The organism is Cupriavidus cauae (genome assembly GCF_008632125.1).
GTDB classification, from domain to species: Bacteria; Pseudomonadota; Gammaproteobacteria; order Burkholderiales; family Burkholderiaceae; genus Cupriavidus; species Cupriavidus cauae.
Map to the genome: position 1 here is coordinate 1 of NZ_VWRN01000045.1, position 19,477 is coordinate 19,477.

Annotated in this window: 20 protein-coding genes, 2 tRNA genes and 1 pseudogene; 21 read left to right on the top strand and 2 right to left on the bottom strand. The window is 67.8% G+C overall.

Going from position 1 to position 19,477, the window contains the following annotated elements:
* Positions 1–146: 146 nt before the first annotated feature.
* From F1599_RS16060 to ampC, 6 genes are all read left to right on the top strand, one after another.
* A complete protein-coding gene (locus tag F1599_RS16060; protein ID WP_150083743.1) occupies positions 147–1,454 on the top strand; it encodes an amidohydrolase family protein in 1,308 nt (435 codons plus the stop codon).
* A 103-nt stretch (positions 1,455–1,557) separates the two neighbouring features.
* Positions 1,558–1,644 (top strand) — tRNA-Leu (locus F1599_RS16065).
* A gap of 908 nt (positions 1,645–2,552) precedes the next feature.
* Positions 2,553–3,089 carry a hypothetical protein gene (locus F1599_RS16070; protein ID WP_150083744.1) on the top strand — a complete coding sequence of 179 codons (537 nt, stop codon included), beginning with the start codon at positions 2,553–2,555 and terminating at the stop codon, positions 3,087–3,089.
* Between the two features lie 123 nt (positions 3,090–3,212).
* On the top strand, positions 3,213–3,353 hold the full coding sequence (locus F1599_RS25915) for a hypothetical protein (RefSeq protein ID WP_190286375.1): 141 nt from the start codon (positions 3,213–3,215) through the stop codon (positions 3,351–3,353).
* A gap of 74 nt (positions 3,354–3,427) precedes the next feature.
* Positions 3,428–3,504 (top strand) — tRNA-Arg (locus tag F1599_RS16075).
* Between the two features lie 332 nt (positions 3,505–3,836).
* Positions 3,837–5,021 carry a class C beta-lactamase gene (gene ampC / locus F1599_RS16080; protein WP_150083968.1) on the top strand — a complete coding sequence of 395 codons (1,185 nt, stop codon included), beginning with the start codon at positions 3,837–3,839 and terminating at the stop codon, positions 5,019–5,021.
* Positions 5,022–5,185: 164 nt separating this feature from the next.
* Here the strand turns inward: ampC and F1599_RS16085 are convergent, their stop codons facing one another.
* A complete protein-coding gene (locus tag F1599_RS16085; protein WP_150083745.1) occupies positions 5,186–6,565 on the bottom strand; it encodes a sensor histidine kinase in 1,380 nt (459 codons plus the stop codon).
* A gap of 236 nt (positions 6,566–6,801) precedes the next feature.
* Positions 6,802–7,461: pseudogene (locus tag F1599_RS16090) on the bottom strand (response regulator transcription factor); the annotation flags it as partial.
* 780 nt (positions 7,462–8,241) lie between these two features.
* On the opposite strand from F1599_RS16090, the gene F1599_RS16095 reads away from it, so the two are divergent.
* The 15 genes from F1599_RS16095 (at position 8,242) to sctQ (ending at position 19,445) form a co-directional block, all read left to right on the top strand.
* Positions 8,242–8,949 (top strand): helix-turn-helix transcriptional regulator, encoded by a 708-nt coding sequence (locus tag F1599_RS16095; RefSeq protein WP_190286376.1) that lies wholly within the window; start codon positions 8,242–8,244, stop codon positions 8,947–8,949.
* A gap of 6 nt (positions 8,950–8,955) precedes the next feature.
* Complete coding sequence (locus F1599_RS16100) at positions 8,956–9,174, top strand: EscF/YscF/HrpA family type III secretion system needle major subunit (protein ID WP_150083746.1); 219 nt, start codon at positions 8,956–8,958, stop codon at positions 9,172–9,174.
* 2 nt (positions 9,175–9,176) lie between these two features.
* Positions 9,177–9,485, top strand: coding sequence for a DUF1039 domain-containing protein (locus F1599_RS16105; protein WP_150083747.1), 309 nt, complete (start codon positions 9,177–9,179; stop codon positions 9,483–9,485).
* Positions 9,486–9,504: 19 nt separating this feature from the next.
* Positions 9,505–9,831, top strand: coding sequence for a type III secretion system inner rod subunit SctI (gene sctI, locus F1599_RS16110; RefSeq protein WP_149316188.1), 327 nt, complete (start codon positions 9,505–9,507; stop codon positions 9,829–9,831).
* Positions 9,828–10,568: a type III secretion system inner membrane ring lipoprotein SctJ gene (gene sctJ / locus F1599_RS16115; protein WP_149316187.1), complete on the top strand. Its 741-nt coding sequence runs from the start codon at positions 9,828–9,830 to the stop codon at positions 10,566–10,568. The genes sctI and sctJ overlap by 4 nt, the downstream gene beginning before the upstream one ends.
* Entirely contained in the window at positions 10,561–11,181 is a 621-nt protein-coding gene (locus F1599_RS16120; protein ID WP_149316186.1) for a type III secretion system domain-containing protein, read from the top strand. Before sctJ ends, F1599_RS16120 begins: the two co-directional genes overlap by 8 nt.
* Positions 11,178–12,110, top strand: coding sequence for a hypothetical protein (locus F1599_RS16125; RefSeq protein ID WP_150083748.1), 933 nt, complete (start codon positions 11,178–11,180; stop codon positions 12,108–12,110). Before F1599_RS16120 ends, F1599_RS16125 begins: the two co-directional genes overlap by 4 nt.
* Positions 12,107–13,198, top strand: coding sequence for a TyeA family type III secretion system gatekeeper subunit (locus F1599_RS16130; protein WP_190286377.1), 1,092 nt, complete (start codon positions 12,107–12,109; stop codon positions 13,196–13,198). Before F1599_RS16125 ends, F1599_RS16130 begins: the two co-directional genes overlap by 4 nt.
* Before the next feature lie 126 nt (positions 13,199–13,324).
* The gene (locus F1599_RS16135; RefSeq protein WP_149316183.1) at positions 13,325–13,693 is read left to right on the top strand and encodes a hypothetical protein; all 369 of its coding nucleotides are present in this window, start codon (positions 13,325–13,327) and stop codon (positions 13,691–13,693) included.
* On the top strand, positions 13,690–13,908 hold the full coding sequence (locus tag F1599_RS16140) for a hypothetical protein (RefSeq protein ID WP_150083750.1): 219 nt from the start codon (positions 13,690–13,692) through the stop codon (positions 13,906–13,908). The genes F1599_RS16135 and F1599_RS16140 overlap by 4 nt, the downstream gene beginning before the upstream one ends.
* Positions 13,905–15,965: an EscV/YscV/HrcV family type III secretion system export apparatus protein gene (locus tag F1599_RS16145; RefSeq protein ID WP_190286378.1), complete on the top strand. Its 2,061-nt coding sequence runs from the start codon at positions 13,905–13,907 to the stop codon at positions 15,963–15,965. Before F1599_RS16140 ends, F1599_RS16145 begins: the two co-directional genes overlap by 4 nt.
* The gene (locus F1599_RS16150; protein ID WP_223819684.1) at positions 15,952–17,274 is read left to right on the top strand and encodes an EscN/YscN/HrcN family type III secretion system ATPase; all 1,323 of its coding nucleotides are present in this window, start codon (positions 15,952–15,954) and stop codon (positions 17,272–17,274) included. The genes F1599_RS16145 and F1599_RS16150 overlap by 14 nt, the downstream gene beginning before the upstream one ends.
* Positions 17,274–17,669 carry a hypothetical protein gene (locus F1599_RS16155; RefSeq protein ID WP_150083751.1) on the top strand — a complete coding sequence of 132 codons (396 nt, stop codon included), beginning with the start codon at positions 17,274–17,276 and terminating at the stop codon, positions 17,667–17,669. The genes F1599_RS16150 and F1599_RS16155 overlap by 1 nt, the downstream gene beginning before the upstream one ends.
* Positions 17,666–18,214, top strand: coding sequence for a hypothetical protein (locus F1599_RS16160; protein WP_150083752.1), 549 nt, complete (start codon positions 17,666–17,668; stop codon positions 18,212–18,214). The genes F1599_RS16155 and F1599_RS16160 overlap by 4 nt, the downstream gene beginning before the upstream one ends.
* Positions 18,201–19,445, top strand: a complete 1,245-nt coding sequence (gene sctQ, locus F1599_RS16165; protein WP_150083753.1) for a type III secretion system cytoplasmic ring protein SctQ — start codon at positions 18,201–18,203, stop codon at positions 19,443–19,445. The genes F1599_RS16160 and sctQ overlap by 14 nt, the downstream gene beginning before the upstream one ends.
* The last annotated feature ends 32 nt before the right edge of the window (positions 19,446–19,477 follow it).

The following is a 19,477-nucleotide window of genomic DNA, read 5'->3' on the forward strand; positions in this document are numbered from 1 at the left end:
GGCGTGCGCGCGGCACGGCGACGGCGGGCGCGCCGCCGGTTGCCCGCGAACGAGGCCCGCAGCGGCGCAGCGCCTGCCAGGGCAATGCCGATCCCTTGCCGTAAGCCGTAAGCCGTAAGCACGTCGGCAACAGCCCGGAGACCCACATGCTCGATCTGATCGTTCGCGACTGCAATCTGCCCGATGGCCGCACCGGCATCGACATCGGTATTGCCGACGGCCGCATCGTTGCCGTCGAGCCGGCGCTGCCGGCGCAGGCGGCCGAGCAGATCGATGCGGCAGGCCAGCTCGTATCGCCGCCGTTCGTCGACGCGCATTTCCATATGGACTCGACGCTGTCGTACGGGCTGCCGCGCGTGAACCAGTCCGGCACCTTGCTCGAAGGCATCGCACTGTGGGGCGAACTGAAGCCACAGCTGACGCAGCAGGCGCTGGTCGAGCGTGCGCTCGCGTATTGCGACTGGGCGGTGGCACGCGGCCTGCTGGCTATCCGCTCGCATGTCGACGTCTGCGACCCGCGGTTGCTGGCGGTCGAGGCGCTGCTGCACGTGCGCGAGCAAGTCAGGCCCTATCTCGACCTGCAACTGGTGGCCTTTCCGCAGGACGGCGTGCTGCGCAGCCCCGGTGCCCTCGACAACCTGAAGCGCGCGCTCGACATGGGCGTGCAGGTGGTCGGCGGCATTCCGCATTTCGAGCGGACCATGGCGGAAGGCGCGGCGTCCGTGCGGCTGCTGTGCGAGCTGGCCGCCGAGCGCGGACTGCCCGTCGACATGCATTGCGACGAGACCGATGACCCGATGTCGCGCCACGTCGAGACGCTGGCCGCCGAAACGGTGCGGCTGGGCCTGCAGGGCAGGGTGGCCGGCTCGCATCTGACGTCGATGCATTCGATGGACAACTACTACGTGTCCAAGCTGCTGCCGCTGATGCGCGAGGCGGGCATGGCCGCGATCGCCAACCCGCTGATCAACATCACGCTGCAGGGCCGGCACGACAGCTATCCGAAGCGGCGCGGCATGACGCGCGTGCCGGAGCTGCTGGCCGCCGGCGTGCCGGTGGCGTTCGGCCACGACTGCGTGATGGACCCCTGGTATGGGCTTGGCTCGGGCGACATGCTCGAGGTCGCCCATATGGGCCTGCATGTCGCGCAGATGACCGGGCAGCAGGGGATGCGCGCCTGCTTCGACGCGGTCACCGAGACCCCGGCAAGAATCCTGGGTTTGACCGGCTACGGCATCGCGCCCGGTTGCCGCGCCGACCTGGTGCTGCTGCAGGCCGCCGATCCGGTCGAGGCGCTGCGCCTGCGCGCGACCCGGCTGCTGGTGCTGCGTGCGGGCAAGGTCATCGCCAGCACGCCGCCGGCCACGGCCGCGCTGCGCCTGCCCGGCAGGCCGGAGCGGGTCGACTTCCGAGTGGGCGGCACGGCCACGGAGCGGTCTGCGGCATCGAGGTAAATATTTTTTGTGCGAGGGTGTTGACGACCCTCGATCGGATCTGCATAATTGCGGTCTTCGCATCGCAGCAAACGTGACGCAAGACACGGAAGCGGCGAACGAAGCCCAGGTGGCGGAATTGGTAGACGCACTAGGTTCAGGTCCTAGCGGTGGCAACACTGTGGAGGTTCGAGTCCTCTCCTGGGCACCAAAATCCTGAAGAGAAGGCCGTTGCAAATCGCAACGGCCTTCTTTTTTTTCGTCCGCGTTTCGTCCGCGTTTCGTCCGCATTCGTCCCGCGTCTTGCCGGCGCGACTACCGGGTGTGGTTCCCTCGTGCGCTTTCCTGCCACGTCACCGCCCGCGCTGTCACCATTCCCTCTGCAATGACCTGCCGTCTCGCTGCCGGGTCCCGCCAATCCCTGCGGATTCCCGCTGATTCCATATCGCGGCGCGCCGTTTCAGTGTTCGCGCGCGGCCGCTGCCGGAGCGCGCGCGGGACGGCCTTCATCGGGTTGACGCCCCTAACGGTTGCGTTGCCTTTGACCTATGCTCAGATCAAATCGGGCACGCTGACATCAGCCCGAAGGTGGTCGCCATGGACATGGTCTTGTTGTCGAGAGAGAGGAAGACCGGCGTTGCCGCTGGCCGGGCTTGCGTGGGCACCAACCATCGAAGGACCTGCCGCTGTCACCGATGGCGCTACGGCTCCTGTGTCGCCATCTTCCTGACCGCAATGGCCCAGGCCGAGAGCGGGCCACCCGGCAGCGATGCCGTACTCGGATGGCAGCCATTGGGCGAGGAAGAGGCCGCCGCGTTGTTGGCCGCGCTGGATCCGGCTTCGACATCGGCACGGTCCGATCCCTTCCGGCCCGTGCACTCGGCGGCGGACGCATCGGCGCCACCGCCATCCCTTCCTGAATCATCGACGCCGTCGGCCGCGCCAGTACTGTTGGCCTCGCTGCCGTCATCTTCGGCCTCCGCAGCGCCGCCATCTTCGGCCTCCGCAGCGCCGCCATCGTCGGCCTCCGCATCGCCGCCATCGTCGCCTTCAGCATTGCCGCCATCGTCGGCCGCCGCATCTCCGTCGTCTTCGACCCCACGATCCGCGCTGACACAAATGGCAGCGGAATCCGAGGCCGCGATTCGCGCGGCCCTCGCTGCCGACGCACGCGATGGCGCGCGTCGGCCCGCATGGCTGCTGCACGCCGACGATGCCGCCTCCGCCAGCGGTTTCGTCGATACGCGCGTGCGCACGCTGTCGCTGGCGCTCGACGCGGTGTTGCCGCGCAGCGGGGTCACGATCCAGCCCCGCGTGCAGCTCGCCTATCAGCCGCGTGACGATGGCCTGCCCAACCCCGCGCTGGCGGCGATGCCGGCGGACGACCGGGCGACCGGCCTCGCGGTGCGGCTCTACGGCGCGCAGCCGACCCGCCTGGCCGGCGTCTATCCCTTCGTCGAGGCCGACCTGTGGCAGGACAGCAGCCGCAAGACCATCAACATCAACGGCACCCGCATCGACACCGATCTGCTGCGCGGCCTGTTCTCGTTCAATATCGGCGCGCACGGCAGCACGCGCGGCGGCGTCAAGATCTGGGTCAAGATCAAGACCGGCCGCAATGCGGGCGGCATCATCGGGGCGCGCTATCGGTGGTGACGATCGGTGCCGCCTCCCGGTGACGACTGCGGGTCGTGACTACCGGCGGCGACTGCCGATGGTGGCTGCCGGCAGGGGCTGCTGGTGGTCGCTGCGGGTGGTGACTGCCGGCAGTGGCCGCTGGTGGTGACTCTGGTAGTGATTGCTGGTAGTGACTGCTGGTGGTGGCTGCTGGTGGCTGCTGGTGGCTGCTGGTGGTGGCTGGTGGTGGCTGGTGGTGGCTGGTGGTGGCTGGTGGTGGCTGCTGGTGGCTGCTGGTGGTGACAGCGAGCCCAAGCATCGGCCCGCAAAAAATGCTTGCGTTCCCACGCCACTGCGATACAATTGCGCCCTCGCGTGCGGCTGTAGCTCAGTTGGATAGAGTACTTGGCTACGAACCAAGGGGTCGTGGGTTCGAATCCTGCCAGCCGCGCCACCTATACGAAGGGCTTCCATCACTGGAAGCCCTTTTTCTTTGCCTCCGCGCTTTGCGCTCGGTCTTGGCGCTCCCTCTTTGCGCCCGACTTTGCAGCCGGTCCTTGCCTCGCGTTTTGCGCTGATGGAGCATGCATCGCCGCGCCATCGCCGCCGATTCCCGCGCACTCCCATGCGACGGCCTCCTCAGGTGACAGCCGTTACAGCGCGGCTCGACACGGTGCTGCCGGCATTCCCTACACTGCCGCCATACCGATTGATGCGATGCCATTCTGCCGGCAACCCGAATTCCGCAGCGCGCAGCCGGCATCGCGCATCCCGCCCCGCATAGCCATGAAACCATCGACGCCTCTGTTCTCACTGCTTGCCTTCCCGCTCGTCTGCCTGCTTGCCGTGCCTGGCGCCACGACCAACGCCTACGCCGCCGATGACGACGATGCGTTCAGGATGGCAGCGATCGTCGACGCCGCCGTCAAGCCGGTGATCGAGCAGCATCGGCTTCCGGGCATGGCGGTTGGCGTGACCGTCGACGGCAAACGCTATTTCTTCAACTATGGGCAGACCGCGAGGCAGGGCGGCCGGCCGGTGACGAAGGAAACCCTGTTCGAGATCGGCTCGGTCAGCAAGACCTTTGCCGCCACGCTGGCGGCCTACGCCGAGGCGAGCGGCAAGCTGTCGCTGCAGGATCCGGTCAGCCGTCATCTGCCCGCACTGCGAGGTGGCATCTTCGACAAGGTCACGCTGCTCCATCTCGGGACGCATACCTCGGGCTTGCCGCTCGCGGTGCCGGAGCGGATCGACAGCGAGAGCGGCATGGTCGAATACCTGTCGGCATGGCGCCCGACGTATCCGGTCGGCACGCATCGCGTTTACTCGAACAATGGCATCGGCCTGCTCGGCGCGATTGCGGCGAACCGTCTCGGCGGGCCGTACAGCGAGCTGATCCGCACGATCGTGTTCGAGCCGCTCGGCATGAAGCACAGCCACTTCAGGGTGCCCGCCGACAGGCAGGCTGACTATGCGCAGGGCTATACCGCAACGGATGCGCCGATCCGGATGAAGGAAGGGTATCTGTGGGAGCCGGCCTATGGCATCCGCTCATCGTCCGGCGATCTGCTGGCCTTTATCGAAGCCAATATGCCGGGGGCCCGCATCGACGATACGCTGCGCCAGGCGATCGCGCGCACCCATGTGCCGCGCTTTCGCGCGGGGCCCATCACGCAGGACCTGATATGGGAACAGTATCGCTATCCCGCGACCTTGCAGCAGCTGCTGGCCGGCAATGCGGCGATCCTGCGCGCCGAGGCCGCGAACCCAATCGACGTCGCGGCGCAATCGCGGCAGCCGGCGTATCTGCACAAGACCGGCTCGACCAACGGCTACTCGGCCTATGTCGCGTTCGTGCCGGACAAGCGGATCGGCATCGTGCTGTTGGCCAACAAGGCGTATCCGGTCGATCAGCGGGTGACGATCGGTTACGAGATCCTGTCGCGTGTGGCCGAGCGAACGAAGCCATAGCCCAGCGGCGATATCCGTGCAGCGATAACCCGGCAGCGAAAGCTCAGCGGCGAAAACTCAGCGGCGATAACTAAGCGGCGATAACTCAGCGGCGATAACTCAGCGGGGATAACTCTGTGGCGATATCCGTGCCGCGCTAACCCCGCGGCGGCACGCCAGCACCGTCACCGGTGCGCCAGCGGAAACCGCACGCGCGCGATGACACCGGACGGCGCGTCGCCCCGGTTGTCGATGCTGGCATCGCCGCCGTATCGCTCGGCGATCGCCTTGACGATCGCCAGCCCAAGACCGCTGCCCTCCGTGCCGTGGACGTCGGCGCGAAAGAAGCGGTCGAACACGCGCGGCAACGCCTCGGGCGCGACCCCGTTGCCGGTGTCGCGCACTTCGATGCAGCCCAGCCCTTGCTCGCGATAGGCGCGCAGGTCGACGGTGCCGCCGTCGGGCGTGTACTTGAGGGCGTTGTCGACCAGGTTGCTCAGTGCCGTGCGCACATCGGCGAGGTTGGCGCGCACCTGCAGGTCCTCCAGTTGCTCGACGCCGAGGTCGATGCCGTGTGCGGCCGCGCGGGGCAGGTGCATCTCGATGACGTCGGGCACCACATCGCGAATGGCCACCGGCTGCGACGAGGCGCGCTCGAGCGGGGCGTCCGCCCGTGCCAGCCGCAGCAGCTGGGAGACCATGCGCGTGCTGCGTGCGATCACCTGCTGCAGCGCGTTGTACTCGCGCAGGCTGTCCGGGTCCGACAGCGTACGGCCGAGGTTGTCGGCCTGGATCTGCAGCGAAGTCAGCGGACTGCGCAGCTCGTGTGCGGCATCGGCGATGAACTTCTTTTCGACGCGCAGCGACTGCGACAGCCGCGTGATCATCAGATTGATCGACTGGACCAGCGGCAGCAGCTCGCGCGGCACCTTGTCGGTCGGCAGCGCCTCCAGGCGGCCGATGTCGAGCCGCGCCGCACGCTCGCCCAGCGCGCCGACCCGCCGCAGGGCGCGCCTGACCGTCACGAAGATCGCCAGCCACGCCAGCGGCATCATCACCAGCGCCGGCGTCGCGCTGGCGATCGCCGCGTCTTTCGCAATGCGCTTGCGCGAGGCTTCGCGCTGCGCAACGTTGATGGTCCAGTTCGGCCCGTGCTCCGAGTACACCCGCCACCGTTCCTGGTCGACCGTCTGCGTCGAGAGTCCCGGCGGGGCCTCGCGGCCGATGGCGATCCGGTCGCTGTCCGGATGAAGGGTCCGCTTCGGCGCGCCGAGCCAGATCTGGATCACGATGCCATCGGATGCGTCGCGATACAGGTACAGCGGGTCGATCGCCCGCGTCATGTCGTCGCTGACGCGCGCCGCGACTTCCTGCAGGCGGCGGTCGAGCAGTTCATGGATCTCGGAGGTGGCCAGCACGTACGTCCACGTCGTATGCAGCAGGGCGAAGACCGCGATCACCGCGCTGAGCGCCAGGCTCAGCATCAGGCTCAGCGAACGGTTGCGCGATGGCGCGGCGTGCGGCGCCGGGGGCGAGTTGCGGTGCAGGGCGGTGTGGGCGGGCATGGTATCTGGCCAGGTACGCGCCGGACTGCCGGCCGCGGGATTCAGCTTGGTGGATCGTTCGGCGGGTCGTTCGATGGGCCGTTCGGCAGGTCGTTGGGCAGGTCGTTCGGTGCGTCGCTCGCGGGATCGCGCTTGGGATCACTCTCGGGATCGATCTCGGGACCGCTGCCGGTGCCGTGATCCCGCGTGCCGGATTGCGGCGCGGCCGGTCCCGCATCCCGCTTGACCTTGTCGCCGCCCAGCAGAACGGTCCAGCCGAGTCCACGCACGTTGCGAATGGCCGATGCGCCGAATTTCTTGCGCACCGAGTAGATCAGCACGTCGACCGCATTGCTTTCGACTTCCTGGCCCCAGCCATAAATCTTTTGCTCGAGCTGACTGCGCGACAGGATCGTGCCCGGCCGTTCGAGCAGCGCCAGCATCAACGCGAACTCGCGTGCCGACAGCGTTTCCGTATGGCCGTCCACCGTCAGGGTGCGCGTATCGAGATTGAGCCGGATGGTGTCGTCGCCGAGGCTGGAGGTCGCGTAGCCGGCCTTGCGCCGGAGCACGGCGCGCATGCGCGCCAGCAGCTCGGGAACCTCGAAGGGCTTCAGAACGAAATCGTCGGCGCCGGCGTCGAGCCCCTGCACGCGCGTGTCCAGGTCGTCATGGGCTGTCAGGATCAGCAGCGGAGTCTGATTTCCCTGCGCCCGCAGCCGCTGCAGCAGATCGAGACCACCCATGCGCGGCAGGCCGAGGTCGAGCAGGATGATGGCGTAGGAGCCTTGCTCGATCGCGTGCTGGCCCGCGACGCCGTCGCGCACCCAGTCGACGCTGCACTGCATGTTTTCCTTCAGCGCGCGCATCAGGCTGGTGCCGATCTGCAGGTCGTCCTCGATCAGGAGAATGCGCATGATTTCCGCTCGATACGCGATGTAAAAGATAAGCAGGAGCGACATCGACACGGTGCCGCTCCGCGGTGCATGGGCAACGTCGGCGAAACGTCGGCGGCGCAACGTCGCGCGCTGCGGCTTCACTTATACCGCCGGGGAATCGGCGAGGGAAGTGGCGCTTGTCCCCATCGGGGTGCCGCCGATGCTGTCGGCCGTGGCGTGGCCGAATCTCGGCGTGCGATCGCGCTGTCGAAGATCAAAAATACGGCGTGATTTTCTGATGTGCCCACAGCGATGGAGGGTGACACTTCGCGCCGGTCGGACTCGTTCCCGGCCTCCCCGCCTCTGCTTTGTCCGCCTGCCACAGGCGGATTTTTTTTGCCGGCATCGTATCCAGCATCTTTCCAACATCAAGTCGAAACGCAAAGCGCGTGATCGCATATTGGCGCTGTCCGCACCCGCGATCGCAAGGTCTTCGACCGTGCGTTCGCGCACGCAAACCGCCGTACGCGTCTCACATTTCGGGTTGCGAGAAAGAAGTTATAAGAAATCGATCAAGACTTTCTCTAAACGATTCGAGTAGACCCTCAAATTCTCAAAGTTCATTCGATAAATGGTTTGATATCGATGCGCTGTCCGGCGCCGTACAACGCATCGAATCGAACGCATCGAACCGATCGCTCACGACGCCGGACAGCGACGTCTTTCAGGTCATCACCGGATCGGTAGCCGGGTCCGGCGATGGAATGATGCAGCCACTGAGCACGAGTGTTCGAGGGAAAGATGGGGGCAGTCAAGCTAATGATCTTCAGCCGGTCCGGCCGGATCGAGTGCAACGGCGAGACGCACGAAGTGCCGGCATGCAGCCTGGTCTTTACCAACGGCAATGCGACGGCGATTCCGGCGCGCGACGGCATCGATACCTATGTCTTCCATTCGGGGGACTTCCAGGATATCTACCGCGAACTGCATGAGCTCGCGAGCCGCTACCGACGGGGCACGCAATTCTGGCGCGAACCCGTCAAGCGGATCACGGTGCCGGAGGAAACGATCAACGTGATTCGGCATCTCGGTTCCGCCGAGCCGCGCGCGATGCTCCGCTTCGCCTATGTCTACTGCATGGGAACCGAGCCGGAGTACTTCTCCCGGCTGCTGCACCACTTGATCGACAGCAGCCGCGACTTCTTCGAGTTCATCGAGGAGAACAGCATGAGCGCGTGGCCGGTCACGCAGTACGCCAAGGCGCTCGGCATCCCGGTGCGCAAGCTGAACGTGATGTTCTACGAGAAGTTCGGCGTGTCGGCCAAGAACTGGCTGCTGGAGCGCCGGCTGCAGCGGGCACGCGAACTGCTGCTGCTCACCTCGATGAAGGTCACCGATATTGCGCAGGAGTGCGGCTTCAACAGCCACGCGCATTTCAGCGTCAGCTTCCGCCGCCGCTACGAGGCCAGTCCCCGGCTGCTCAGGCAGCACCACCAGAGTATCAACGACGCAGCGAACGAGGAGTAGAACGACATGAATCTGAACGCATTGATCGATGGCATGGACGGGCCGATCTTTTCCGCCAGCTTCAGCATGGCGGAGGCCCTGCAGCGCGCGGTGACCACGGGCGAGACCATCGACTTCATTCAGGCTCAGAAGATGACGGCCGCCTTTACCAACATGACCGCGCTGCAAAGCTCGATCATCAAGGCGATGCACGACACCATCGCCGGCATCATCCAGAAGATCTAGCCATGCAGCCCTTGTCGCGAGAGGTCAGGCGCCTGCTGGTCGAACTCGCGTTCGCTGCAGCCAATCAGCGCCTGCGCGGGGAGATCGAGGTCTTTCTGGACACGCTCGACCTGTTGGTCGACGACGAGCAGGACCGAGCCATCTGCCGCGCGCACCTGTACATGCAGAGCGGCCGGCTCGTCGAGGCGCGTGCCTGCCTGGGCGAGCGCAACGATTCCCCGGCGTTGCTGCTGGCGATGCTGATCGCCGCCAGGCGCGATGCCGCCACGGCGCCGCGCGTGATATCCCCGTCGGCCCGGACGCGCCACTGAGTTATCGAAGACTTTCATCATGACTATCGACCCCACCACCGTCGCCGGCCAGATGCCGGCCACCGCCACGGGCAAGGAGCCTGCGGCAGCCGACATCCAGGCGTTCATGGATGCGATGTCCGCCCGCGTACCCAAACCGGAGGCCATTGCCACCGACGTCCTGCGCAAGGCGGAGGCCGCGGTTTCCGCACGTGTGCAGACCGTCGGTGCGAACGCCGCGCTGGATCCGGCCACCATGACACGGACACAGCAGGCGCTGCTGGAGATGCGCAACGGCGTCGACCTGATCGCGAAGATCGCCGGGACGCTGTCGCAATCGATCAACAAGCTGACGACGATGCAATGAAGCGCTTCCGCACGATCGCCCTGGCCATGCTCGCCGCCGCCACCATGGCGGGCTGCAAGATGACGCTGTACTCGAATGTCGCCGAGGCCGAGGCGAACCAGATGCTGGCCCTGCTGATGCTGCGCCATATCCCCGCGGAAAAGGTGGTGGAGAAGGGCGGCACGGTGACGCTGCGCGTCGACAAGGGCGAGTTCATCAATGCCGTGGAGGTCCTGCGGCAGAACGGCTTCCCCCATCACAAGCGGCTCGGCATGGAAGACCTGTTTCCGTCGAACCAGCTGGTGACATCACCCACGCAGGAGCGCGCCAAGATGCAGCTGCTCAAGGAGCAGCAGCTCGAAAGCATGATCTCGGCGATGGACGGGGTCATCGGCGCCAAGGTGTCGATCGCGCAGAAGGTCGATGAGAACGGCAAGCCGACGGGCGCACCGTCGGCGGCGGTGTTCATCAAGTATTCGCCGCAGTTCAATCTCGCCAACTACGAGGTGCAGATCCGCAGCCTGATCCGCGATGGCGTTCCCGATATCGCGTCGGACCAGATCAGCGTGGTGATGCAGGCCGCAGACTATCGCTATCAGGCACCGGCAGCCGAGGCGCCGCCGTCGCGTTGGCGGCAGTGGTTGCAGGCGCAGCCGGCGCAGGCGGCGGCCGCAGTGGCCGGTGGCGTGCTGGCGCTTTGCGCGATGGCGGGACTGTCGCTCTGGATCGCCCGGCGCAAGGGGAGCGTCGATGTCTGATGCCGCCAAGGCTGGCGCACGCGCGCAACAGGGCCTGTGCCCGGCGGTGCAGCGCTTGCATGCGCTCGCGTGGCGACCGGGCGAGGTGATGCACCGCGGGTGGTGGGGCTATCTCGGGCTCGACGCGTGGCGAGACGACTATCGCCGCCATCCCGGCAGCCGCCGCGCGCTCGACGCGCTGATCGTGCAGCGCCGCGGATTTCCGGCCATGCCGCTGCCTGCCGCGCTGTCGGACGAGCAACGCCGCTTGCTGTCCCTCGAGCCGAGGCTGCCGGTGCTGCTCGTCGCGCTGGGAGCGGTGGCCGCGCGCGCCCCTGAACTGCTGCTGCTCGGCGACTATCGGCGGCAATTGCTGGCGGTACTGGGTGACGACGGTTGCGACCAGCTCGCCGCGCTGGTGCCGGACGGCAAGCGCCCGTCCTTGAGCCGCCCGCCCGAACAGATCGTCGAATGGCTGCGGGAACTCGGCAGACTTTGGCTGGAGCAGACGCTGCCCGGCAGCACCGTCTGGCAGGCGCTGTCGATCTGCCTGCCGCCTCCGGGCGGACTACTGGTGACACCGCCGCCGGGTCTTGCATTGCCGATGCTGTTTCGCCTGGAACGCCTGCTATGAATCCCTTTGGACTGACGATCACCGCTGTCCGCGGTGAACTGCCCGTGGGCGGCGTCGTGCCGGCGGCAACGCTGGACGAATACATCGATGCGGCCGCCGTGCTTCGCCGCAATCGCTCGCGTGCGGCGGCCGTGCTGCTCGCCAGCAGGCGCTGCCGCGCCCAGGCCCGGCTTGAAGCGGCGCGGGTCCTCGACGAGGCACGTGCCGAAGGCGAGCAGCGCGCCGAGGCAGCGGCGCGGGCGGCCCACGACGCGATCTGCGCCGACGTGCTGCACTGGCTGGTGAGGGAGGGCGAGCTCGAGGCGGCCATTGCCGAGCGGCTGGAATGGCGCTGCCGGACCGTGATCGCCGACGCGGTCATCTCCTTCGCCGGCGAGGCCGACCGCGCGGCGTTGATCGCGCAGCGCGTGGCCGCTCGTTGGCGCGAGGTGTCCTCGCACGGCGCGTTCACCTTGCGGCTGTGCCCTGACGACGTCGCGGCAGTGGCGGCGCGACTGCCGGCGGAGCCGGGATTCGCCATCAGCGCCGAGCCGGCGCTGGCTTCCGGCCAGGCGCTGATCGACAGCCCCTACGTGCACCTTCGCATCGATCTTGACCGTCATCTCGCTGTGCTGCTGGCCGCCATTGGCGCCGAGCCAAGCGAGGCGAGCCTGTCGGAGGCCAAGCCGGACGCGCTGGAAGGCACCCGCCGTGAACAGCGCGAACACGACCTGGATGCGATGGGAGGCAGCCAGCGCAGCCGCCGCGAACAAGACCCGGATCCAGTCGAAGCGGGCCCCCGCAGCCGCCGCGACCAGGACCCGGATGCTCTGGCGAACCATCTGGACGGTCTGATTGCCGATCTGGACGACATCGCGAGAGGTCGGCTTTCGCCGCCGCGGCGCGATCCTGGTCTGCCGGATGCCGACTCGGCAGGATGGCCAGCATGAGCCCGAAGGTACAAGGTCCCAAGACCGTCATTCCGACCGGTCCGGCGCCGGCGATCCTGCCGGGCCAGGGCAGCGGCATACCGAGCCGCGGGCCTCAGCAGGTCAGTCCCGCCCGCTCGGCGATGGACCTCGCGGCGCGCGCCTTGAGCGCGTCGCGCCGCCTGCAGGAAGCCGGCCTCACCAACGTGCACTCCTCCAAGCTGCACGCACTGCTGCGGGGCGATCGCCGCAACGATGCCCTGCTGGCTCGTGCCTTCGTCGGCAAGCTGGCCAAGTCGCTGCTAGCCAACAAGGATCCCCGCATCGAACAGTTGCTGCAGCAGTTCGGCGACATCGACGACGTCGACAGCCTGTTGGCCGCGATCGAACGCAGCGAATTGCATCCGGCGGCGATGGCCTTGCTGCTCGCCGCGATGGCCGAGCAGCACCGTCCCGGGCGCAAGCGCACCCGTCTGGAGCAGGCGCTGGAGCGGCGGCTCGGCGCCAGCGGGGACTGGGAGCTCGCCATGCTTGGCTGGCTCGAGTTCGGTGCGATGACCCCGGAACTGATGTCGCAACTGAAGTCGCTGTATCAGCGCGCGGACGCCGTGCAGCAGGGCATCGCGGCGTTCCTGGACCAGCTGGCCGGCATCGGAGAGCGTCGGCGCAAGGTCAAGGTACTGATCCGTGCGCTCGGGGCCGAACTGAGCGGCATCGAGGACGACGCCGCCGAGGGCATCAAGCTCGCCGCGGTGGTTCGCGACCTGAAACGTCTGCTGATCTTCCTCGGATGCGAGGAGCAGTGCGGCCGGATCGCGCGAGGACTGGGCGATCCGCCGATCGAGCCCGATACGGTCTTGCGCCTGCTGATCCGCATGGTCGACCAGCCTTGGCTTTACCACGACTGGATTCGCGGCGAAGTCGACGGCATGCAGCCGGGCCGTGAGCGCGGCTTCAAGCTGGTCCGGGACCTGACCCGGCTGGCCAAGCTGTTGCCGGAGCCGTGTTTTCGCGACGACGACCACCGGCAGCAGGTGCTGGCCGCGCTGGCCGAGTTCAACGACCGTGCCGAGAACGCGGACCCTGCCGAGGGCGACGCCACGGGCTGACGCCCCTTCAGGTATCCGCCCGATGCCGCGTGCCGCGACTGCCGCGCACGATGGCGACATAGCACGCAATGAGGACAGCAAGCGCGTCCGGTGGCTCGCGCCGCCGGGGTCGTGCCTGGATCACCGATGGATATTGGAACGCTGCGCAATCTGGAAAAGCTGTTTCGGCTGATGGATGTCAAGCCGATCACGATCGAGCCCCGCGTCGAGATACGCGACGGCGAGATCCAGGTGTTCATGGAAGTGCGCGACCGCCGCGTGCTGCTGTCCACCATGCGGCCGGTCGATCCCTACGTGGCCGACACGGCGCTGCGCTCGCTGCTGACGCGCTGGTCGCCCGCGTGCATGGCCGGTGTGCCGCTGCGGGTGTTCCGGGTCGACGACTGCCTGTTCGTATCGGGCGCGATGCCCGCCGGCAGCGGCGCGGAACTGTGGTACCGGACGGTCCGGGCACAACGCAGGTTGCTGGAAGCCTGCACGAAGGAGGAAGCATGAGGTTCGTCCTTGCGGCGTTGTTGTTGCCGCTGGCGCCGCTCTGGAGCACCGCGATCGTCGCGTTGGCACTGGCGCTGGTGCTCGACGCGGTAGCCTTCGGCGTCGGCTGCCGGACCGCCGCCGCGCTGGGAGACTTATTCGGTCGCGCCGTACGGGCACGGCGCGGGGCACGGCGCGGGACACGGCGCAGCGCACAGCGCGGGGCACGGCCATGATCAAGCGCCTCAGTACCTGGCTCGCCACCGTCGGCGGCCGGCAGGACGTCGTGCTGGCCGTCATGCTGATGGTGGCGGTGTTCATGATGATCCTGCCGCTGCCGACCATCCTGGTCGACCTGCTGATCGCCATCAACCTGGGCCTCGCGCTGCTGCTGCTGATGACGGCGATCTATGTGCGCGATCCGCTCGATCTGTCCGCATTGCCGTCGCTGCTGCTGATCACGACGCTGTTCCGCCTCGCGCTGACGGTCAGCACCAGCCGCCTGATCCTGCTGCAGCACGACGCCGGTGAAATCGTGACCGCCTTCGGCAATTTCGTCGTCGGCGGCAATCTGGCGGTCGGCATCATCGTGTTCTCGATCATCACGGTGGTGCAGTTCATCGTGATCACCAAGGGCGCGGAGCGCGTGGCGGAAGTCGGTGCGCGCTTCTCTCTCGACGCGATGCCCGGCAAGCAGATGAGCATCGACGGCGACCTGCGCGCCGGCACGATCGACGCCAACGAGGCCAAGCGCCAGCGCCAGCTGGTGCAGAAGGAGAGCCAGCTGTATGGCGCGATGGACGGCTCGATGAAGTTCGTCAAGGGCGATGCCATCGCCGGCATCATCGTGATCCTGGTCAACATCGTCGGCGGCATCGCGGTCGGCACGATGCAGCACGATATGGGCGTCGGCAAGGCGCTCGCGGTCTACTCGGTGTTGTCGATCGGCGACGGCCTGATCGCCCAGATCCCGGCGCTGATCATCTCGATCGCCGCCGGCATCGTGGTGACGCGCGTGCCCGGCGAGAAGCGCGAGAACCTGGCGCAGGACTTGGTCAACCAGTTCTCGCGCCAGCCGAACGCGCTGATGATCGCCGCCGGCGTGCTGCTGCTGTTCGCGCTGGTGCCGGGCTTTCCCGCGTTGATCTTCATGCCGCTGGGCGTGCTGCTGGGACTGGTCGCGTTCTATGCGCGCCGCCGCGCCAGATCGGTCGCTGCCAATACGGCGGATCAGGGTGGTGCGGTCACCGACGGCGATGGCGAGACTCGCATGACGCCGGGCGCGGAGCCGCTGTCGCTGAAGATGGCCAAGGATGTGGCGGCGCTGCCGGGTCTCGCCGAGGCGCTGGAGGCGCTGCGCTGGCAGAAGTTCGAGCGGCTCGGCATCGCGCTGCCCAGGATCGAGCTGGTCGCCGAGGCCGGGTTGCCGGCCGGCAGCTTCAGCGTGCTGCTGTACAGCGAGCCGGTGCTGAAGGTCGCCATGCCGGCAGGGCGGTTGCTGCTGGCGCGGCAGACCGGCGCCATGCCGATCGCCGAGCGCGTCGACAACCTGCCGTTCGGCGGGCTGACCCTGCAATGGATCGCGCCCGAGCACCAGGGCTCGCTGGCGCAGTCGGGCCTGTCGCTGCTCGCCGGATCGCAGGTTGTGTCGTACGCCACCGCGCTGACCGTGGACCGCTTCGCCGACGAATTCATCGGCGTGCAGGAAACCCGCTACCTGATGGACGCGATGGAGGCGCGCTACGGCGAGCTGGTCAAGGAGCTGCAGCGCCAGCTGCCGATCAGCAAGGTCTCGGAGGTATTGCAGCGGCTGGTGGCCGAAGGCATCTCGATCCGCGACCTGCGCACGATCTTCGAGGCCTTGATCGAGTGGTCGCCGAAGGAGAAGGAGACCGTGATGCTGACCGAATACGTCCGCGTCGCGCTGCGCCGCCAGATCGTCGGAAGGCATACGCGCGGCGAAGGGCGGATCAACGTCTGGCTGATCGGCGACGGCATCGAGAACATGATTCGCGACTCGGTGCGGCAGACCGCCGCCGGCGCCTACTCGACCCTGCAGGGCGAGCAGATCGAGGCCATCGTGGCGCGCATCAAGGCCGGCATCGCCGGACGCGAGGACATGGAGGGTGCGCTCGTTACCGCCATCGACGTGCGCCGCTTCCTGCGCAAGTTCCTCGAGCGCGAGTTGTTCAGCGTGCCGGTGTTGTCGTACCAGGAGCTGGGCGACGATGTGCAACTGCACGTGCTCGGCAATATCGACATGATCGGGGAGTACGACGATGCGTATGCCTGACGTCGACGCGATCGTCTCCGAGGTGGCGGGCCGCCTGACGCTGCCCGCGCTGGACGATGGCGTGGAGCGCTTCGGCCGGGTGGTCGAAATCGGACCCACGCTGATCAAGGCCAGCCTGCCCGACGCCGCGCTGGCCGAGCTCTGCCTGATCGGCGCGGATATGCAGGCCGAGGTAGTCGGCCTGCAACGCGAGATCGCGCTGCTGTCGCCATTCTCCGAGCCGATCGGCATGAGCTGCGGCGCACTGGTGCGCCCGCTCGGCACCGAGCATCGTATTCCGGTCGGGCCGCATCTGATCGGCTCGGTGGTCGACGGCCTGGGCCGCCGGATGAGCGGCCCGCCGGTGCCGTCGGCGTGCGAAACGCGCGCGCTGGAGGCGGCGGTACCGGATCCCCTGACGCGCACGCTGATCGATCAGGTGCTGCCGCTTGGCGTGCGGGCGATCGACGGCATGCTGACCTGCGGCCGCGGCCAGCGGATCGGCATCTTCGCCGCCGCGGGCGGGGGCAAGAGCACGCTGCTCGGCATGATCTGCGACGGCAGCCTGGCCGACGTGGTGGTACTCGGGCTGGTGGGCGAGCGCGGGCGCGAAGTCCGCGAGTTTCTCGATCAGACCTTGACGGCCGAGGCGCGCGAGCGCTCGGTGGTGGTGGTGTCCACCTCGGACCGGCCGGCGCTGGAACGCCTGAAGGCGGTCTACACCGCGACCACCATCGCCGAGTACTTTCGCGATCAGGGCTTGAACGTGCTGCTGATGGTCGATTCGCTGACGCGCTTCGCGCGCGCCGGCCGCGAGATCGGGCTGGCCGCCGGCGAACTGCCGGCCGCCGGCAGCTTCCCGCCCAGTGTGTTCGCGCGCCTGCCGCGCCTGCTGGAGCGGGCGGGCTGCGCCGCCAGCGGCAGCATCACCGGCATCTACACCGTGCTGGTCGAGGGCGACGACATGACCGAGCCGATCGCCGACGAGGTCCGCTCGATCCTCGACGGCCATATCGTGCTGTCCCGCGAGCTGGCGGAAAAGAACCACTATCCCGCCATCGATATCCCGGCCAGCATCAGTCGCGTGATGCACCAGGTCACCAGCGAGCAACATCGGCAGTGGGCCGGAAAGGCGCGCCGGCTGCTGGCCCAGTACAAGGAAATCGAACTGCTGGTGCGCGTCGGCGAATACGAACGCGGTCACGACGCCGAGGCCGACGATGCGTTGGACCGCCGCGCCGGGCTGGAGGCATTCCTGTGCCAGGGCACCGGCGAACGCGCCGATTACCAGGGCACGCTGCGCCAGCTGCGACAGGTCGTGGAGGGGTGATGGCCAGGCTCACCACCGCGCAGATGCTCGATCAGTTGCGCACCATCAAGACTTGCCGGGAAGGCGTGCTGCGCCATCGCGCCCGTCGCATCGAGGCGGACATGCGCGAGTGCCGGCAGCAGTCCGACACGCACAAGGCCGAGCAGGCCGATCTGCGCGCCCAGTGGCGCGCCGCCAACCAGACGGAGCACGCGGTCGACCCGCGGGACTTCCACAAGCTCAAGCGCCAGTTCGCCGAGTTCTATCAGCGCGAACAGCAGCTGCAGGCTGCCCTGCGCAAGCTCGCCGAGCAGATCGCCGATTGCCGGGCCCAGGCGGCGCAGACCGCGCGGGCACTGAAGGAGAACCTGCGCGGCCAGGAGAAGCTGGCTGCGCTAATGGAGGAGCAGCGATGAGTGTGTCTCCCGTCGGCGGCGTCCCGGGCAAGGGCGGCCGCGATCGCGACGAGCGCCGCAAGGTGGAGCCGGAGCAGTCGGCGCAGTTCGATGCGGCGATGCGCAAGCGCAGGCGAGCCCGGGAGCGGGGCGCCGAGGAAGCGGAGCCCACTGGGACGCCAGCGTTCCTGCCGCCGGCATGGTGGTCGATGCTCGGCGGCGCGCGGCCAGAGTCGGCGGCAACGGCTGCAGCGGTCGCCTGCGGTGGCCAGGACGCCGGCCGCGCCGAGGCCACCGCGCCCGGCGACGTCGAAGCCGACCGCTTTGCGCCGGGTACGCAGACGCGCCTGAACGGCAATGCAATGCATGTCCGCTTCACGCAGGGGGCATGGGCCGGCATGGAGCTGCAGGCGTCGCTGCATGCGGGGCAGGTCGTCGTCACGCTGCGGCCGCTGAACCGGCAGCAGCACAAGCGCCTGGTCGAAGCGAAGTCGTCGTTGAGCGACGAGGTGGCCAGGCAGACCGGTGAAGTGATTCGATTGGAGGTAGCCGATGCTACTCGATGAATGGAGCGATCAGGAGCTGGAACTGGCGCGGGCAATCGGCCCTGGCCGCTCCAGTGCCGCAGCCGGCGGGCGGCGTATTGGCGCGGGCGGCAGCGCCCGCGGCGAGGGACTGGACGCGTTGCAGGCGCTGGATCGTCTCGGCACCGCCGATCCGCCGATTGACCCGCTGATGGACCCGCTGGTGGATCCGATCCGGCGGCTCGATGCGTTCGGCGGCGATCCGCTGGCCGATGTCCACGCCGGCGCTCACGCCGGCGCTCACACCGACGTTCACGCAGCAGACCGCGACGGCTGGGGCCACGGCATCGGCGGCATGGGCGACACCGGCGACACCAGCGACACCAGCGATACCGAAGCGCAAGCCGAAGCCGGCGCGATCGTGCTCGACCTGAAGCCCTGCGGCGGCGACGGCGTGGTGATGTCGATGTCGATCGACGGGCAGCGTGTCCGCGCCTGGGCCGACGCCGACGCCTGGTGCGAATGGCTGGCGCCGCGGCTGGCGGTACAGCGCTCCCACCAGATCCCGCCCGATCTGCTCGGCCTGCTGGGCCAGTGGACGCTGTCGCCGCTGCAGCACCATGCCCGCCAGGCCGGTCTGGGCGCGCCGCACTTCTGCGCCGCCGAGCCTGGCAGCTGCGTGCGTGCGATCGCGCCCACGCTGACGCTGTGCCGCGCCGATGCCGAGCTCGACCTGCGCCTGCTGGACTGGCCCGAATCGTGGATCGCCGCACTGGCACAAACGATGGAAGACCGCCGGCCGCCGCTGGTGATCCCGCCGATCCCGGTCGCGCTCGCGGCCGGATGGGCACGCCTGAGCCGCGCGCAACTCGCCCGGCTGATGCCCGGCGACGGCGTCGTGCTCGAGCGCCCCGCGGCGATCGAGCACGGCCACGCCTGGCTGGTCGCCGAACGCCCGCTGGCGCTGGCGTGCTTTGCGCACGGCGCCTGGCATATCGAATACGCATGCAATGAGGAAACCGGCATGGAACAAGAGACGGACGTCACGCTGCGCGGCAGCCCGCTGGACGACGACAACATCGTGCTGACCGCGGTGGCCGAAGTGGGGCGGCTGTCGCTGTCCCTCGATACGCTGCGCGAGTTGCAGACGGGGCAGATGCTGGAGCTGGCCCATGCCAGCCACGGCCGGGTCACGCTGACGGTCTCGGGGCAGGCGATCGCCCACGGCACGCTGCTGCGCGTGGGCGACAGGCTGGTGATGCGGATCGAGTGAAGGCCGGCGATTTCAGGCATGGGCCCGATGCC

Bases quoted from the DNA above. Each gene is read 5' to 3' on its own strand.
- F1599_RS16060 (WP_150083743.1), top strand. From the start codon at position 147: ATGCTCGATCTGATCGTTCGCGACTGCAATCTGCCCGATGGCCGCACC.
- F1599_RS16070 (WP_150083744.1), top strand. From the start codon at position 2,553: ATGGCAGCGGAATCCGAGGCCGCGATTCGCGCGGCCCTCGCTGCCGAC.
- ampC (WP_150083968.1), top strand. From the start codon at position 3,837: ATGAAACCATCGACGCCTCTGTTCTCACTGCTTGCCTTCCCGCTCGTC.
- F1599_RS16085 (WP_150083745.1), bottom strand. From the start codon at position 6,565: ATGCCCGCCCACACCGCCCTGCACCGCAACTCGCCCCCGGCGCCGCAC.
- F1599_RS16095 (WP_190286376.1), top strand. From the start codon at position 8,242: ATGATCTTCAGCCGGTCCGGCCGGATCGAGTGCAACGGCGAGACGCAC.
- F1599_RS16100 (WP_150083746.1), top strand. From the start codon at position 8,956: ATGAATCTGAACGCATTGATCGATGGCATGGACGGGCCGATCTTTTCC.
- F1599_RS16105 (WP_150083747.1), top strand. From the start codon at position 9,177: ATGCAGCCCTTGTCGCGAGAGGTCAGGCGCCTGCTGGTCGAACTCGCG.
- sctI (WP_149316188.1), top strand. From the start codon at position 9,505: ATGACTATCGACCCCACCACCGTCGCCGGCCAGATGCCGGCCACCGCC.
- sctJ (WP_149316187.1), top strand. From the start codon at position 9,828: ATGAAGCGCTTCCGCACGATCGCCCTGGCCATGCTCGCCGCCGCCACC.
- F1599_RS16120 (WP_149316186.1), top strand. From the start codon at position 10,561: ATGTCTGATGCCGCCAAGGCTGGCGCACGCGCGCAACAGGGCCTGTGC.
- F1599_RS16125 (WP_150083748.1), top strand. From the start codon at position 11,178: ATGAATCCCTTTGGACTGACGATCACCGCTGTCCGCGGTGAACTGCCC.
- F1599_RS16130 (WP_190286377.1), top strand. From the start codon at position 12,107: ATGAGCCCGAAGGTACAAGGTCCCAAGACCGTCATTCCGACCGGTCCG.
- F1599_RS16135 (WP_149316183.1), top strand. From the start codon at position 13,325: ATGGATATTGGAACGCTGCGCAATCTGGAAAAGCTGTTTCGGCTGATG.
- F1599_RS16140 (WP_150083750.1), top strand. From the start codon at position 13,690: ATGAGGTTCGTCCTTGCGGCGTTGTTGTTGCCGCTGGCGCCGCTCTGG.
- F1599_RS16145 (WP_190286378.1), top strand. From the start codon at position 13,905: ATGATCAAGCGCCTCAGTACCTGGCTCGCCACCGTCGGCGGCCGGCAG.
- F1599_RS16150 (WP_223819684.1), top strand. From the start codon at position 15,952: ATGCGTATGCCTGACGTCGACGCGATCGTCTCCGAGGTGGCGGGCCGC.
- F1599_RS16155 (WP_150083751.1), top strand. From the start codon at position 17,274: ATGGCCAGGCTCACCACCGCGCAGATGCTCGATCAGTTGCGCACCATC.
- F1599_RS16160 (WP_150083752.1), top strand. From the start codon at position 17,666: ATGAGTGTGTCTCCCGTCGGCGGCGTCCCGGGCAAGGGCGGCCGCGAT.
- sctQ (WP_150083753.1), top strand. From the start codon at position 18,201: ATGCTACTCGATGAATGGAGCGATCAGGAGCTGGAACTGGCGCGGGCA.